General features: G+C 61.5%; 13 protein-coding genes. All 13 read left to right on the forward strand.

Annotated features, from left to right (window positions below; translation table 11 throughout):
• Positions 1 to 364: 364 nt before the first annotated feature.
• The 13 genes from glnE to LOY68_RS02445 all read left to right on the forward strand — a co-directional run bounded on the left by glnE (position 365) and on the right by LOY68_RS02445 (position 16,592).
• Positions 365 to 3,304, forward strand: a complete 2,940-nt coding sequence (gene glnE / locus LOY68_RS02385; protein ID WP_265042687.1) for a bifunctional [glutamate--ammonia ligase]-adenylyl-L-tyrosine phosphorylase/[glutamate--ammonia-ligase] adenylyltransferase — start codon at positions 365 to 367, stop codon at positions 3,302 to 3,304.
• A 375-nt stretch (positions 3,305 to 3,679) separates the two neighbouring features.
• The gene (gene waaF / locus LOY68_RS02390; protein ID WP_265042688.1) at positions 3,680 to 4,714 is read left to right on the forward strand and encodes a lipopolysaccharide heptosyltransferase II; all 1,035 of its coding nucleotides are present in this window, start codon (positions 3,680 to 3,682) and stop codon (positions 4,712 to 4,714) included.
• Position 4,715: 1 nt separating this feature from the next.
• Complete coding sequence (gene waaC / locus LOY68_RS02395) at positions 4,716 to 5,777, forward strand: lipopolysaccharide heptosyltransferase I (protein ID WP_054616424.1); 1,062 nt, start codon at positions 4,716 to 4,718, stop codon at positions 5,775 to 5,777.
• Positions 5,777 to 6,898 (forward strand): glycosyltransferase family 4 protein, encoded by a 1,122-nt coding sequence (locus tag LOY68_RS02400; RefSeq protein WP_265042689.1) that lies wholly within the window; start codon positions 5,777 to 5,779, stop codon positions 6,896 to 6,898. The genes waaC and LOY68_RS02400 overlap by 1 nt, the downstream gene beginning before the upstream one ends.
• Positions 6,898 to 7,704, forward strand: coding sequence for a lipopolysaccharide core heptose(I) kinase RfaP (rfaP, locus tag LOY68_RS02405; RefSeq protein WP_265042690.1), 807 nt, complete (start codon positions 6,898 to 6,900; stop codon positions 7,702 to 7,704). Before LOY68_RS02400 ends, rfaP begins: the two co-directional genes overlap by 1 nt.
• Positions 7,704 to 8,438 carry a lipopolysaccharide kinase InaA family protein gene (locus LOY68_RS02410; RefSeq protein ID WP_054616422.1) on the forward strand — a complete coding sequence of 245 codons (735 nt, stop codon included), beginning with the start codon at positions 7,704 to 7,706 and terminating at the stop codon, positions 8,436 to 8,438. The genes rfaP and LOY68_RS02410 overlap by 1 nt, the downstream gene beginning before the upstream one ends.
• Entirely contained in the window at positions 8,435 to 9,187 is a 753-nt protein-coding gene (locus LOY68_RS02415; RefSeq protein WP_054616421.1) for a lipopolysaccharide kinase InaA family protein, read from the forward strand. The genes LOY68_RS02410 and LOY68_RS02415 overlap by 4 nt, the downstream gene beginning before the upstream one ends.
• A complete protein-coding gene (locus LOY68_RS02420; protein ID WP_265042691.1) occupies positions 9,187 to 10,638 on the forward strand; it encodes a lipopolysaccharide kinase InaA family protein in 1,452 nt (483 codons plus the stop codon). The genes LOY68_RS02415 and LOY68_RS02420 overlap by 1 nt, the downstream gene beginning before the upstream one ends.
• 247 nt (positions 10,639 to 10,885) lie before the next feature.
• A complete protein-coding gene (locus LOY68_RS02425) occupies positions 10,886 to 11,218 on the forward strand; it encodes a YceK/YidQ family lipoprotein (RefSeq protein ID WP_265042692.1) in 333 nt (110 codons plus the stop codon).
• A gap of 173 nt (positions 11,219 to 11,391) precedes the next feature.
• Positions 11,392 to 13,149, forward strand: a complete 1,758-nt coding sequence (locus LOY68_RS02430; protein WP_054053263.1) for a carbamoyltransferase — start codon at positions 11,392 to 11,394, stop codon at positions 13,147 to 13,149.
• Positions 13,133 to 14,263: a glycosyltransferase gene (locus LOY68_RS02435; protein WP_054053265.1), complete on the forward strand. Its 1,131-nt coding sequence runs from the start codon at positions 13,133 to 13,135 to the stop codon at positions 14,261 to 14,263. The genes LOY68_RS02430 and LOY68_RS02435 overlap by 17 nt, the downstream gene beginning before the upstream one ends.
• Positions 14,263 to 15,159: an antimicrobial resistance protein Mig-14 gene (locus LOY68_RS02440; protein ID WP_265042693.1), complete on the forward strand. Its 897-nt coding sequence runs from the start codon at positions 14,263 to 14,265 to the stop codon at positions 15,157 to 15,159. The genes LOY68_RS02435 and LOY68_RS02440 overlap by 1 nt, the downstream gene beginning before the upstream one ends.
• 8 nt (positions 15,160 to 15,167) lie before the next feature.
• Positions 15,168 to 16,592 (forward strand): PIG-L deacetylase family protein, encoded by a 1,425-nt coding sequence (locus tag LOY68_RS02445; protein ID WP_265042694.1) that lies wholly within the window; start codon positions 15,168 to 15,170, stop codon positions 16,590 to 16,592.
• Position 16,593 lies beyond the last annotated feature (1 nt).

Below are 16,593 nucleotides of genomic sequence, written 5' to 3' on the forward strand. Positions count from 1 at the left end.
AGGCTTCCAGAATCGGTTGCCTGAGTTTGCGACTGGCCTTGTGGGCAGACGATATAAATTCTTGGATTGCCGAGAGGTTGTTCCGGCGGCGTGTAGTTTTACTACAAATCAACGGGCATTTCAGCCTTTCGAATGTATAGACGAGTAGTAAAACTACAGATGAATGGCTTGTGGCCTCCGGCTGCGTTGTGAGAATAATCGTTAAGGTTGGTCTTTTGCCAACCAGAAAAGGTGAAAGCTTGATGTTGGCTGCCAAAATAAAAGAAATTTCAGCTATTTCTAACCTTTGTTCGACAGTCGGTCACGTAGCGTGTTTTCAAAATTCACTACATGCAGCCCTTCACACGCCGATCAAGGATAGACCATGACCCTGCCTTCGCTTGCCGAACTGCCCGCCATTCTCCAGCCGTTGGTCACTCGTGCCGAGCAGTCGTTCCGTGCGGCGGTGGCCTTATTAGAAGACGAACATGGCCTGTCTGCCTGGACGCCGGAACGCTGGGCGCAATTCGCCCGCATCGCTGCGGCCAGCGACTTCGTGATTGAACAGAGCGTTCGTGACCCTTTGATGTTGCTGGGGCTGGTGCAGTCCGGCGAACTGGATCGCAGCTTCGCCCCCGGCGAGTTGTGCGCGCAGATCGCCACAGCGGTAAACGCCGCTGAAAGCGAAGACGAACTCGGCCGCGCCCTGCGCCGCCAGCGCACTCGTCAGCAAGTGCGGATCATCTGGCGCGACCTGACCCGCCAGGCGGATCTGGTCCAAACCTGCCGCGACCTCTCGGACATGGCCGATGCCAGCATCGATCAGGCCTATCAGTGGTTGTACTCGCGGCATTGCCAACAATTCGGCGTGCCCACCGGCCGGCGCAGCGGCGAGCCGCAGCAAATGGTCATCCTCGGCATGGGCAAGCTCGGCGCGGTGGAGCTGAACCTGTCGTCGGACATCGACCTGATCTTCGCCTATCCCGAGGGCGGCGAAACCGTCGGCGTGAAACGCTCGCTGGATAACCAGGAATTTTTCATTCGCCTCGGCCAGCGCCTGATCAAGGCCCTCGACCCGATGACCGTCGACGGTTTTGTATTCCGCGTCGACATGCGCCTGCGTCCTTACGGCTCGGCCGGTGCGCTGGTCTTGAGCTTCAACGCGCTGGAACAGTATTACCAGGACCAGGGCCGCGACTGGGAACGCTACGCGATGATCAAGTCGCGGGTGGTGGCCGGCGATCAAGTAGCCGGCGCGCAATTGCAGGAAATGCTGCGCCCGTTCGTTTACCGGCGTTACCTCGACTTCTCTGCCATCGAAGCGCTGCGCACCATGAAGCAGCTGATCCAGCAGGAAGTCCGGCGCAAAGGCATGGCCGACAACATCAAGCTTGGCTCCGGCGGCATTCGTGAAGTCGAGTTCATCGCCCAGGCCTTCCAGTTGATCCACGGCGGGCGCGACCTGAGCCTGCAACAGCGTCCGCTATTAAAAGTACTGAGCACACTGGAAGGCCAGGGTTACCTGCCGGCGCCGGTGATCAGCGAGTTGCGCGACGGTTACGAATTCCTGCGTTACACCGAACACGCGATCCAGGCGATTGCCGACCGCCAGACCCAGATGCTGCCGGACGGCGCCCAGGATCAGGCGCGGATTGCATTCATGCTCGGCTTTGCCGATTGGGACGCGTTCCATGAGCGGCTGATGTATTGGCGCGGCCGCGTGGCTTGGCACTTCGCGCAGGTGATTGCTGACCCTGACGAAGAGGAAGGCACTGAGGCCGAAGTGGTGGTCGGCGGTGAATGGCTGCCGTTGTGGGAAGAGTCCCAGGACGAAGAGGCCGCTTGCCGGCAGTTGGAGCAGGGCGGTTTTGCCGATGCTTCCAAGGCCCTGAAAACCTTGGCCAGCCTGCGTGGCAGTCCGCAATTGCGGGCCATGCAACGCTTGGGGCGTGAACGTCTCGATGCTTTTATTCCACGCTTGCTGGCCCAGGCTGTAGAACACGCCAATCCGGATCTGGTGCTGGAGCGGGTGCTGCCGCTGGTTGAGGCGGTGGCCCGGCGTTCGGCTTATTTAGTGCTGCTGACGGAAAACCCCGGCGCCCTGCGTCGCTTGCTGACCTTGTGCGCCGCGAGCCCGTGGATTGCCGAGCAGATCACCCGTTTCCCGCTGTTGCTCGATGAATTGCTCAACGAAGGCCGACTGTTCAAACCGCCGCTGGCGCCAGAGTTGGCGGCCGAATTGCGCGAACGCCTGACGCGAATTCCCGAGGACGACCTCGAACAGCAAATGGAAGCCCTGCGGCATTTCAAACTGGCGCATCGCTTGCGCGTGGCGGCGTCGGAAATCTCCGGCAGCCTGCCGTTGATGAAAGTCAGCGATTACCTGACCTGGCTCGCCGAAGCGATCCTCGAACAAGTGCTGGCCCTGGCCTGGCGTCAAACCGTGGCCAAATACGGCACGCCGCTGCGCAACGATGGCACGTTGTGCGATCCGGGCTTCGTGATTGTCGGTTATGGGAAGGTCGGTGGCCTGGAATTGGGGCATGGTTCCGACCTGGACCTGGTGTTTATCCACGACGGCGATCCGCAGGCGGAAACCGACGGGGCGAAACCCATCGACGGCGCGCAGTTCTTCACGCGGTTGGGGCAGCGGATCATTCACTTGCTCACGGCGCAGACCAACTCCGGCCAGTTGTATGAAGTGGACATGCGTCTGCGACCGTCCGGTGCGTCCGGGTTGCTGGTGAGTTCCCTGGGGGCGTTTGCCCGTTATCAGGAAAACGAAGCCTGGACCTGGGAACATCAGGCGCTGGTGCGGGCGCGGGTGCTGGTGGGCAGTCAGGATGTCGGCCAGGCGTTCGAGAAGGTCCGCGCGGCGATTTTGGGCAAGCCCCGGGATTTGCCGACCTTGCGCCAGGAGGTCAGCGAGATGCGCGCCAAGATGCGCGATAACCTTGGCAGCAAGAGCACCGCCGCCGGCACTGCGGCAAACGCCTTCGAGGCCACGGCGCCGTTCGATCTCAAGCAGGACGCCGGAGGTATCGTCGATATTGAATTTATGGTGCAATACGCGGCCCTGGCGTGGTCCGAACAGCACCCGTCATTGCTGCGCTGGACCGATAACATCCGCATTCTGGAAGAGTTGGAACAGGCCGGGCTGATGCCCGTCGAGGACGCCAGTCTGTTGCGCGAGGCCTATAAAGCCTACCGCTCCGCCGCACACCGGCAGGCCTTGCAGAAGGATCCCGGGGTGATACCGGGCGACCAGTTCGCAGACGAACGGCGCCAGGTGTTGCGAATCTGGAAAGAGATGGGGTTAAGCTGAAACCCGATCGTTGAGGCGATGAGATTCAAATGTGGGAGCGGGCTTGCTCGCGAAAGCGGAGTGGCAGTCAACATCAATGTTGAATGTTATGGCCCCTTCGCGAGCAAGCCCGCTCCCACAGTAGATCTACAGTGCTTGGGAAATTTAGGTACCAGCATCCCAGGTAGATTCGCAGTGTTTGGTAGATTGGATTAGCTAAGCTACACCGCACTGGATGTGCACCAATACCCAATGTGGGAGCGAGCCTGCTCGCGATAGCGGAGTGACAGTCGACAGCAATGTTGAAGGTGATGACCCATCGCAAGCCGTCTTGCTCGCGCAGTGATTCTCGAGGCGGGGAGGCGTATGCCTCCCCGGTTCGTTTTTGGAAACCACATGAAAATTCTGATCGTTGGGCCCAGTTGGGTCGGTGACATGGTGATGGCGCAGACACTGTTTCAGTGTCTCAAGCAACGCCACCCGCAATGCGAAATCGACGTCCTGGCCCCCGAGTGGAGCCGGCCGATCCTTGAGCGTATGCCCGAAGTGCGTCAGGCCTTGAGCTTTCCGCTCGGCCACGGTGCCCTCGAATTGGCGACCCGTCGGCGCATCGGCAAATCCCTGGCCGGCCAGTACGACCAGGCGATCCTGCTGCCCAATTCCCTGAAGTCGGCGCTGGTGCCGTTCTTCGCCGGCATCCCGAAACGCACCGGCTGGCGTGGCGAGTTCCGCTACGGCCTGCTCAATGACGTGCGCACGCTGGATAAAGAACGTTACCCGCTGATGATCGAACGCTTCATGGCCTTGGCCTATGAATCGGGCGCTGATCTGCCACAACCTTATCCACGTCCGAGCCTGCAAATCGACGCGGTCACCCGCGAAGCGGCGCTGGCCAAGTTCGGCCTGACCCTGGATCGCCCGGTGTTGGCCCTATGCCCTGGCGCCGAGTTCGGCGAGTCCAAGCGCTGGCCGTCCGAGCACTACGCCAAGGTCGCCGAAACGAAGATCCGCGAAGGCTGGCAGGTCTGGCTGTTCGGTTCGAAAAACGATCACGCAGTCGGCGAAGACATCCGCGCACGGCTGATTCCCGGTTTGCGTGAAGAGTCGGTGAACCTCAGCGGCGGCACGTCCCTGGCCGAAGCGATCGACCTGATGTCCTGCGCCGACGCGGTGGTCTCCAACGATTCCGGCCTGATGCACGTTGCTGCGGCGCTGAACCGTCCGCTGGTTGCCGTCTACGGCTCGACCTCGCCGGGCTTCACGCCGCCGCTGGCCGAGCACGTCGAGATCGTGCGCCTGGGCCTCGATTGCAGCCCGTGCTTTGATCGCACCTGCCGCTTCGGCCATTACAACTGCCTGCGTCAGTTGGCGCCGCAACCTGTGAATGAAGCCTTGCAGCGGTTGCAGGGCACTGTGGTCGAGGTCAATTAGTTTGCGGGTACTGTTGATCAAGACTTCTTCGCTGGGCGACGTGATTCATGCGTTGCCGGCGCTGACCGACGCGGCGCGGGCGATCCCCGGCATCACGTTCGACTGGGTGGTGGAAGAAGGCTTTGCCGAGATTCCGACCTGGCACCCGGCCGTGGGCAAGGTGATCCCGGTGGCGATCCGTCGCTGGCGCAAAAACATCTGGCAGACGATTAAAAGTGGCGAGTGGAAGCGCTTCAAGCAAAGTGTTCGCGCCACCAAATATGACTTGGTGATCGACGCTCAGGGCTTGCTGAAAAGCGCCTGGCTAACGCGCTACGTCAAAGCCCCGGTGGCCGGCCTGGATAAAGATTCGGCGCGCGAACCGATGGCTGCACGCTTCTATTCCCGGCGCCTCGCGGTCGGTCGTGGCCAGCATGCGGTCGAGCGCGTGCGCCAGTTGTTCGCGTTGGCACTGGGCTACGACTTGCCCAAAGGCTTGGGCGATTACGGCCTGAGCGTCGAGCGTCTGGTCGAGCTGCCGCGCAAAAATCCGTACGTACTGTTCCTGCACGGCACCACTTGGGACACCAAGCATTGGCCTGAAGCCTATTGGCGTGAACTGGCCGAACGCGTCGGGCACCTCGGCGTGGCGGTAAAACTGCCGTGGGGCAACCCGATCGAGAAAGCCCGGGCCGAGCGCATCGCCGCCGGGTTCCGGCATGTCGAAGTGCTGCCGAAACTGAACCTGGCCGGTGTCGGCAAGGTATTGGCCGGCGCCCAGGCCTGCGTGGCGGTGGACACCGGCCTCGGTCACCTGGCCGCCGCGCTGGACGTGCCGACGCTGTCGCTGTTCGGCCCGACCAATCCGGGCCTGACCGGCGCCTACGGCAAGGCGCAGATTCATATCGCCAGCGACTTCCCCTGCGCGCCGTGCCTGCAAAAGAAATGCACCTATCAACCGACGGCCGAAGACGCCCGTCAGTTTGACCTGAAACGCGAGTGGCCCCTGTGCTTCACGCGTCTGAATCCCCAGCGTGTCGCCAGCCGACTGAGCACGTTGTTACTGGCTGAGGAGCTGCGCTGATGCAATTGGCTTTTGTCCTTTATAAGTATTTCCCGTTTGGTGGTTTGCAGCGCGATTTCATGCGCATCGCCCTGGAGTGTCAGCAGCGCGGTCACAAGATCCGCGTCTACACGCTGATCTGGGAGGGCGACGTGCCGCCGGGTTTCGAAGTGCTGGTGGCGCCGGTCAAGGCGTTCTTCAATCATCGGCGCAACGAAAAACTCACCGAGTGGATGGAGGCCGACCTGGCTAAGCGTCCGGTGGATCGCCTGATCGGCTTCAACAAGATGCCGGGCCTGGACGTCTACTACGCCGCCGACGGCTGCTTCGAAGACAAGGCGCAGAACCTGCGCAACTCGCTGTACCGTCGGTGGGGCCGCTACCGGCACTTCGCCGAGTACGAGCGCGCGGTGTTCGCCAAGGACGCCAAGACCGAAGTACTGATGATTTCCGAAGTCCAGCAGCCGCTGTTCATCAAGCATTACGACACGCCGCTGGAACGCTTCCATTTGCTGCCGCCGGGCATCTCCCAGGACCGTCGCGCACCGGCGAACGCGGCCGAGATTCGCGCCGAGTTCCGCCGTGAGTTCAACCTCAAGGATGACGATTTGCTGCTGGTGCAGATCGGCTCCGGGTTCAAGACCAAGGGCGTGGATCGCAGCCTCAAATCGCTGGCGGCGTTGCCGTCGGAACTGAAAAAACGCACCCGGCTATTTGTAATTGGCCAGGACGACCCCAAATTATTCCAGATGCAGAGCGCCACACTGGGGCTCGGCGATAACGTGACGTTCCTCAAGGGCCGCAGTGATATCCCGCGTTTCCTGTTGGGCGCCGACCTGTTGATCCACCCGGCCTACAACGAAAACACCGGCACGGTGCTGCTTGAAGCGCTGGTCGCCGGGTTGCCGGTACTGGTGAGCGCGGTGTGTGGTTACGCCCATTACATCGCCGAGGCCGATGCCGGCCTGGTGCTGGACGAACCCTTCGATCAGGCGCAGCTCACGCAATACCTGACCGGCATGTTGAATGACGCTCAAGCACGGGCGGCCTGGAGCCGCAACGGTCTGGCCTTCGCCGAGACGGCCGACCTCTACAGCATGCCGCAACACGCGGCCGATGTGATTCTGGCGGAGCACGCTTAATGAAGTTGATGCTGGCTGAACCGTTCAAAAGCCTCTGGGCCGGACGCGACCCGTTCGCCGAAGTCGAGGGCTTGCAGGGCGAGGTATACCGCGAGCTCGAAGCACGCCGGACCTTGCGCACCGAAGTGAACGGCAACGGGTTTTTCGTGAAGATCCACCGTGGCATCGGCTGGGGCGAAATCTTCAAGAACCTGCTCACCGCCAAGCTGCCGGTACTCGGCGCGGGCCAGGAGTGGAAGGCCATTCAGCGCCTGCAAGATGTCGGTGTGCCGACCATGACCGCCGTGGCTTACGGCGAGAAGGGCAGCAACCCGGCGGACCAGCACTCGTTCATCGTCACCGAAGAACTGGCGCCGACCGTCAGCCTGGAAGATTTCAGCATCGACTGGGTCAAGAGCCCGCCTGAGCCGAAACTCAAACGAGCGCTGATCGCCGAAGTCGCGCGCATGACCGGCATGATGCACCGCGCCGGGGTCAACCACCGCGACTGCTATATCTGCCACTTTCTGCTGCACACCGATAAACCGGTGACGGCTGAAGACTTCAAGCTCTCGGTGATCGACCTGCACCGTGCCCAGACCCGCCCGGCGATTACCCAGCGCTGGCGCAACAAGGATCTGGCGGCGCTGTACTTTTCGGCCCTGGACATCGGCCTGACCCAGCGCGACAAACTGCGTTTCCTCAAGGGCTACTTCCAGCAGCCGTTGCGCCAGATCCTGGCCGAGGAAGCGGCGCTGCTCTCGTGGCTCGAAGGCAAGGCCAACAAGCTCTACGACCGTAAACAGCGATACGGGGATGCGCTCTGATGCCGGGTTGGAAACTCGAACCTGCCTACAGTGATCTCGCCGAAGACTTCGGCAGTCTGGAGGCAGTGTTTGCCCTACAGGGCGAGCGCCTGACCCGCGACCCGTTGTCCGAGGTCATCCGGGTCAAGCGCAACGGCGTCAACTACTACGTCAAACGTTACGTCGGCGCCGGCAAAGGCCTGCGCCGCTATCTGGGCAAACCACGGGTGAAAGCCGAGTGGCAAAACCTCAAGCGCTTCGCCAAGTGGGGCATCCCGACCGCCGAAGTGGTGGCCTGGGGCCTGGAGCGTCGCGGCGCGGCGTACGACCGTGGGGCGATGATCACCCGCGAATTGCCGAATACCGAAGACCTGTCGGCCCTGGCCGACCGGCATGACCCGAAACTGGCGGACCGCGCCTGGGTCGATAACATCAGTCGGCAACTGGCGGGTTACACCCGGACCATGCACGACAATCGCTTCACCCATAACGATTTGAAGTGGCGCAACCTGCTGATCGACGATGACGACAAGCTGTTCCTGATCGATTGCCCCAACGGCGATTTCTGGCGCGGTTTCTGGCTCAAGTACCGGATCACCAAGGACCTGGCCTGTCTCGACAAGGTGGCCAAGTATCACCTGTCGGCCACCCAGCGCCTGCGCTTTTACCTGCAATACCGTGGGCGTGAACGCCTGAATGCCGCCGACAAGAAGCGTATTCGGCACGTGGTGAGATTTTTCGAGGGACGCGAATGACTGATTTTCTGGCCGCTGAAGACCGTGCGCTGCTTGAGCGTCACGGCCTCGGCACCTTCGACGCCCTGTGGGCCAAGCAGCTCGACGCGGTGGATGAACCCAACACCGCGCGCGGCGGCTGGAGCAGTGTGTTTCGGCTGGACCTGGAGGGTCAGGGCTTTTACCTCAAGCGCCAGAGCAACTACCTGACGCGCACCTTCCACGCGCCGTTCGGCGAGCCGAGTTTTGCCCGCGAGTTTCGCAACATCACCCGCTATCAAAAAATGGGCATCCCGGCGCTGCAAGCGGCGTTCTTCGGTGAGCGTAAAGTCGACGGCGAAGTCCGCGCGATTCTGCTGACTCGGGCGCTGGATGGCTGGGACGACCTGGATTCGCTGTTGCAGCGTTGGTCGGAGCTGAGCGAAGCGCAGCATTCGGCGATCCTGCACGCTTGCGGACAACTGGCGCGGCACCTGCACGGTGTGCGCCAGGTCCACGGTTGCTTCTATCCCAAGCACATTTTCCTGCGGGCCACCGGCGACGGTTACCAGGCGCAGTTGATCGACCTGGAAAAGACCCGGCCGTTGCTGTTCGGCCAGCGTGACCGGATCAAGGATCTGGAACCGTTGGTGCGCCGGGCGCCGGAGTGGGACGAAGGCCAATTGCGCGAGTTGTTGGCGAGTTATGTGGATCAGTCCAAAGACAGTTCGCTGGTGGACAACTGGGTTTCGCGACTGACCGCGCGGCGCAGTCACAAGGAGACGCGTTGATGCGTTTGTCCGAACTGAAAAATGCCGGTCGTAGCCCGAGCCTGCCGCTGAGCATTCCACTGGCGGATGCCGCTGGACCTGCTGACTTGCAGCTGTTAACGCTTTTGCGCGTATTGCCCGGCCAGCGTTACGTCGGTGCCGGTGTCTGGCGCGGCCGACCGGTGTTGGCCAAGTTGTTGGTCGGCAGCAAAGCGGCACGCCACTTTCAGCGTGAGCGCGATGGCGTGCGCCTGCTCGCCGATCAGGGCCTGACCACGCCGCAACTGTTGGCGGATGGCTTGAAGGACGGCGAGGGCGGTTGGCTGTTGTTCGATTTCATCGAAGGCGCCGAGAGCCTGGGCGACACCTGGAAACAGGTCGAGCACTTGCCGGTGCTGGCGGATATGCAAGGCGCGGTGCTGGCCGAGGCGTTGGGCGCCATCGGCCAAATGCATCGCAAGGGCCTGTGGCAGGAAGACCTGCATCTGGACAATCTCCTGCACCAGCGCGGTAGGTTGTATTTGATCGATGGCGGCGGCGTCTGTGCCGAAACCCCTGGCCAGCCGCTGTCACGCCAGAAAGTCCTGGAAAACCTCGGGGTGTTTTTCGCCCAGTTGCCCAAGTCGCTGGAGCCGTTCACCGAAGAGTTGCTGGTGTATTACCTGTTGAGCAACGGCGAGCACGCCTTGCCGATGGAAGCCCTGCAGAAGCAAATCGACAAGGTGCGCCGCTGGCGCTTGAGGGACTTCCTGATCAAGTGCGGCCGTGAATGCACGCTGTTCAGCGTCCAGCGTGGGGCGTTCGGTTTGCGTGCGATTCGACGCGAGGAAGAAGCGGCGATGGCGCCGGTGCTGGAGCAGGCCGATGACTTGCTCGACCGGGGCCACTTGTACAAGACCGGTGGCGCGGCGAGCGTCGGCAAGGTCGAAGTGGCGGGGCGCCCGCTGGTGATCAAGCGCTACAACATCAAGGGTTTTGCCCATTGGCTCAAGCGTTTTTGGCGCCCGAGCCGCGCCTGGCATTCCTGGCGCGAAGGCAATCGCCTGGCGTTCCTCGGTATCGCTACACCGAAGCCGTTGGCCGTGCTGGAAAAGCGCTTTCTGTGGCTGCGCAGCCGGGCTTATCTGGTGACCGAGTACCTGGCGGGACCGGACATCATCGAACGGTTTGCGCCCTACGTTGAAAGCGGTGAAGCGCCGGAGGCTGAGTTGCTGGCCCTGGATCATCTGTTCGCCGAACTGATTCGCGAGCGGATCAGTCATGGGGATTTCAAGGGCCACAACCTGTTCTGGCAGCAGGATCGTTGGGCGTTGATTGACCTGGATTCCATGTGTCAGCACGGCTCGCTGGGCAGCTTTGCCCCGGCGTATGCGCGGGATCGCGCGCGGTTTATGCGCAACTGGCCTGAGAGCAGTGCGCTGTATCAGGTGATCGATCAGCGCTTGCCGAAAGACATCTCCAGCGCTGCCTGAATCACCTTCGCGAGCAGGCTCGCTCCCACATTAGATCTGTGTCGCACACCTGTTTTGTGTATGGCCGAGAACTATTGTGGGAGCGAGCCTGCTCGCGAAGAGGCCCTTACATTCAGCAAAAATCCCCCGGTCGGTCATCGGAGGACAAGTTCTTAAGAACCGTCCTACACAATCCACAGACCCCATGAACTGTGCCCTGAATAACCCCGATGCTAGTTTGCCTGACGATCCCGAAAGGCAAATTCAGATGAAAAAAATGGTCATGCTGCTGGGCGCTTGTTCGCTGACCTTGTCCGGCTGCGGCACCGCGGTCACCGTCCTGCAAGACGACGCCGACGCCGCCCGCGGCCTGCGCAAACAAAAGACCTACTGCCAGTCCATCCCCCGCATCTACAGCGGCCTGGCCTACGACTTCTGCGTATTGAACGCACCCCCCGACCCCACCGGAGTCCTGGTACCGCTGGTATTGCTGGATTTGGGCCTGTCGGGCGTGCTGGACACGGTGGTCTTGCCGTACACGATTTATCGGCAAGGTGTGGACGGCAATATCAATATTTATTGGCGGTCGGGTCGCGGATAAGCAGCGCCAGCAACGTTTGGCCAGTCGCTTCTTCAGCGGCTGATAACCGCAGGGTCATTCCCGCCATGTTTACGCTATAATCCCGCCCTTTAGCTGTCTCTCGCCCCCTGCGAGGGCACATTAATTTTTGAGGCGCTTGTCGCCTGAATGCAGACTAAAGAGGCTAGACCCCTGTGGCATTGACGATTCTTGGCCTGTCCGGCGCCCTTAGCCATGATCCTTCCGCAGCCTTGTACATCGACGGCAAGCTGGTCGCGGCGGCTGAGGAAGAGCGCTTCGTACGCGATAAACATGCAAAGAACCGCATGCCCTACGAATCGGCGAAGTTCTGCCTCGAACAGGCAGGCATCAAGCCGTCCGACGTTGACGTGGTGGCGATCCCGTTCGCCCCGATCAGCCTGTTCGGTAAAGCGCGCTGGCACTATGCCAAGCGTTACTGGTACGCCCCGGACCGCGCCCTCGACGCGATCCTGATGGGCAACCGTCGCTACAAGCGCTATCGCAACAAGATCGTGTTCTGTCTTGAGCAACTGGGCTTCGACCCGAAGAAAATCAAGATCGAACCGGTCGAGCATCATCTGGCCCACGCCTCCAGCGCCTACCACTGCTCCGGTTTCAAAGAGAAAACCGCGATCCTCGGGATCGACGGCAAGGGTGAGTACGCCACGACCTTCTTCGGTTACGGCGAGAACGGCAAGATCCACAAGATCAAGGAATTCTTCGATCCTGACTCCCTCGGCGGCCTGTACGGCGCGATCACCGAGTTCCTCGGTTTCGAGATGCTCGACGGCGAGTTCAAGGTCATGGGCATGGCGCCTTATGGCGACGCGACCAAGTACGATTTCTCGCGCCTGGCCTCGTTTGAAAACGGCGAGCTGGTGATCAACACCGACTACGCCAACGTCATCGGCCTGCGTCGCTACAAAGAGAAGGGCAAAGGCTTCTACTTCTCGCCGAAGCTGATCGAGTGGCTGGGTCCGAAGCGCGAAGGCGACATCGCCGACGAGCCGTACATCCACTACGCCGCCAGCATGCAAGCGCTGTTCGAAAAGATCTCGCTGCAGATGATCGACCACTATCTGGGCGACGTGCTCAAGGAAACCGGCAAGCTGGCCTTCGCCGGCGGCTGTGCGTTGAACGTCAAGCTGAACCAGAAAATCATTGCCCGCGACGACGTGAAAGAACTGTTCGTCCAGCCTGCGTCCGGCGATGCCGGCACCGCAGTGGGCGCCGCGGCCTACGTGTCGCACGCCCGTGGCGTACCGGTCGAGAAGATGGAACACGTCTACCTCGGCCCGTCCTACAGCAACGAAGACGTGATCGCTGCGTGCGCCCGTCACCCGAGCAAGCCGACCTGGCGCAAGCTCGAGAACATGCCGGAAAACATCGCCAAGATCATGGTCGATGGCAACCCGGTGGCCTGGTTCCAGGGGCGCATGGAGTTCGGTCCACGTGCCTTGGGCGGTCGTTCGATCATTGGTTGCCCGAGTGCGACCGGCGTGGCTGACCGCATCAACCACCAGATCAAGTTCCGCGAGCGCTGGAGGCCTTTCTGCCCGTCGATGCTCGACACCGTGGCCCCGCAGATGATCAAGGTCGATCACCCGGCACCCTTCATGACCTTCACCTTTGAAGTGGCTGAAGAGTGGAAAACCCGCGTGCCGGAAGTCGTCCACGAAGACGGCACGTCCCGAGCCCAGGTGCTCAAGCGCGAATACAACCCGCGCTACTACGACATGATGAAAGCGCTGGAAGTACTGACCGGCAACGGCGTGTCGCTGAACACCTCGCTCAACCGTCGTGGCGAGCCAATGATTTGCTCGCCGACCGACGCCCTGAACATGTTCTTCGGCTCCGACCTGCAATACCTGATCATGGAAGACATTCTGGTGGTCAAAGAAGGCGCGGACGCTTATGACACGCTCGGCTGAACGCCATGTGCTGCAGTTCTGTCACGGCTATGACGGGCCGTTCCTGGACTGCGCCCGGCAGTACGCCAGCCTGTTCGCGGGGACTGGTTATCGAGTGACCACGGTCTTTCTGACCGGGGCCGCCGATGCTGAAGTCGCCGCGGGCTGCGCTTCCGACGAAGTGCTGTTCATGGAATACAGCTCCAAGGCCATTCGTGGCCTGAAGCTGGGCGCCATCGGCGATCTGCGCAAGATCGCCGCTTCGCGCAACTTCAGTTTCTGCATTGCCCATCGCTTCAAGCCGATTTACATCGCCTTGCTCGGCACGTCGTTGCCGGTGATTGGTGTGCACCACGCGTTTGATGATTACAAACGCGGCACGCGCAAACTGTTCGCGCACATTTTCCGCAAGCGCTTGAGCCTGCTCGGCGTGTCCGATGCGGTGCGCGATGACATGCGCAAGTGCTTGCCTAAATGGCCGGCGGCGCGGATTCAGACGCTCTACAACCGTATTGATGTGCAAGGCTTGCAGGTCACTCAAGTGTCGGCTCGCGAAGCCCGGGAAACCCTCGGTCTGGCGGCGGATGCGTGGGTGGTCGGCAACGTCGGGCGGCTGCATCCGGACAAGGATCAGACCACGTTGCTGCATGGTTTTGCCGCAGCACTGCCGGGGTTGCCGGGCAATAGCCAACTGGTGATTCTCGGTTCCGGTCGCCTCGAGCAAAGCCTCAAGGATCTGGCCCGTGAACTCGGGATCGGTGACCGCGTGCTGTTCCTCGGCCAGGTGCCGGAAGCCCGGCGCTACTTCCGTGCCTTCGATGTGTTTGCCTTGAGCTCCGATCACGAACCGTTCGGCATGGTGCTGCTTGAAGCCATGGCTGCCGGCGTGCCGTTGCTGGCGACTGCCTGCGGCGGGGCGAAGGAAGTGGTCGAAGGCGTGGGCATTCTGTTCCCGCTGGGCGATGCCGAACACCTGGCGCAAGGGCTGCAGCATTTGGCCGCGATGGACGAGCAGCAACGTCGCCAGTGCGCCGAGCTGATGCTCGATCGCTTGCGTGAGCGCTTCAGCGACCGCGCCGTGCGCGACACTTTCTGGCATTTGCCACACGTTACCGAACTGGCACAGAGGGGCTGATGCTCAACCGATTTCAAGGCTGGCGCGAACGTGGCTGGGCGTCTGTCGACGCCTCGACGTATGCCGATGCCTGGCAGCGTTTTGGCGGCAGCGTCGCGACTCATCCAATGGTCGTCGAACGGCTGGCAGCGCTGGCGGACATCCCGGTGCGTTACCTGGCCTGGGAACAAAACGGCGAAGTCAAAGCCGCGATCCCGACCTGGGGCCGCGACCTCGCTCTGTCCAAAGATGTGCTCAAGCGCAGCGGTAAAAAAGGCCTGTTCGATCTCGGCAATGCCGAGCTGATCCTGCCGGCCGCCGCCGATGCCCAGGCTCCTTTGCGGCATCGTGGGCGTTACCTGTCTGCCCTGAACGAAGGCCGCTTCACCGGCATCAAGTTGCAGACCGAGCAGCTGGCCATGGCGCGCACGCCCGAAGAACTGTCGAAGAAGTTTCGCTACAACCAGCGCCGCGAACTGCGTTTGCTGGAAGAGGCGGGCGGGGTGGTGCGGTCGGTCAGCGAGTTTTCCAGCAGCGAGCTGGCAGCGATCTACTGCGACCTGTTCCAACGCCGCTGGGGCTTTCCGGCCACCGGTGCGGCGCGCATGGGCGAGGTGATCGAGTTGCTGCGCGAGCTGCTGATCGGCTCGGTGATCTTCCTCAACGATGCGCCGATTGCAATTCAACTGGTGTACCGCGTCGAAGCGCCGCAGTGGATCAGCGTCGAGTACATCAATGGCGGCGTCGACCCGCAAACCCGCGAGTTCAGCCCTGGCAGCGTGCTGAGTTTCCTCAACACCCAAAGCGCCTGGGAACACGCCCGAGCCCTGGATAAACCCCTGCGGTTTTCCTTCGGTCGGGCCGACCGTGAATACAAGGACCGCTGGTGCAATCCTGTGCCGGTCTTCACCGTATGAGCCCATCCATGAGCCGAAAACAGCAACTGCTCAAGCGTCACCGTCGCACCAAGCGCATCGGCCTGCTGATCGCGCTGGCGCTGTTGATTGTCATCGGCATGCTGGTGGCCTGGTGGCTGCCGTTGGTGCTCGCGGTGCTGGGCTGGATTGCTCACGAAGCCTGGTTTGCCGACCATTTGTTCTATTCGCCCAGCGACGATTACCAGTACAGCTTCCCGCCCTACACCCAGCAGCCCAAGGTTCATTTGGTGGGCGAGCATCTGCGGCTGGACGAAGGTGTGATGCTGGTCGACGACGCTACGCTGGTACTGGCGCTGCGGGTGAAAAGTACCTGGCTGGGGCGCTTTTTCGACCCGGTGGTCGAGCTGGAGGGTGGTAACCACCCGGATCGGCAAACGTTTGAGCGCGGCGTCAATGGCCTGCGTTACCTGAACCTCAGCGGTCAGGTGCACGTTCTATCCCAAGGGCAACTGCGTTTGCGCGGGCGCTTCTGCAAGGTGTTCGGTGAGCCAGTGCTCTGGGCTTTCGAACAACCGGACTATCACCGCCAGCGGGTCATGGTGATCGCGCCCCACGCTGACGATGCCGAATTGGCCGCCTACGGTTTATACAGCCAGGCCAGTGAAGCCTGGATCGTCACCCTGACCGCCGGCGAAATCGAAGCCGAACACTATCAGCGTATGGGTCTGAACAAGGCCGAGGCCGCGCGGCTCAAGGGTCGCTTGCGCGCCTGGGACAGCATCGCCGTGCCGCGTTGGGCCGGTGTGCCTGAGGCGCATTGCGTGCAACTGGGCTATTTCTGCATGCAACTGGCGGCGATGAAAGCCGCGCCTTCCCAGCCGATGGGCTCGCGAGAAGCCGAGTGGGGCGACACCCGCCTGTTTCGTCAGTTGAACCCGTTCATGTTGCCCGGTGATGTCGACGGCGCACCGACCTGGAACAACCTGCTGGCCGACCTTCGCGAAGTGCTGTTGCGAGCACGCCCGGACGTGATTGTGCTGCCGCACCCGACCCTCGATCCTCACCCTGATCATATCTGTGCTCAGGAAGCGGTCCTCGAAGCGCTCAAAGGCCTGGACTGGCAGCCGACTCTGCTCGGCTACGCCAATCACCTGCACGACAACGATCGTTGGCCGATGGGCAACGAGGGCGATGGCATCACGTTGCCCCCGGCGTTCGATTCGACCCTGGCGATGCAGCCGTGCTGCCTGCCGATGTCCATCGAGCAACAGCGGGACAAGGCAATGGCGTTGGGCATGATGCATGACCTGCAACCGCCCATGCCGTTCAAGCGCCGATTGCGCCGCTGCATACAACGCCTGCTGGCTAGACGGGTTGCGCCGACTTATGGCGAGAACGAGTTCTTTCGCAAGGCCGTCAGGCGCCATGAATTGTTGTGGGTTTTGAAGCATAACGATACATCTGCACAGTAAA

Origin of the sequence: Pseudomonas sp. B21-053, from assembly GCF_026016365.1 — a bacterium.
Taxonomy (GTDB): domain Bacteria; phylum Pseudomonadota; class Gammaproteobacteria; order Pseudomonadales; family Pseudomonadaceae; genus Aquipseudomonas; species Aquipseudomonas nunensis.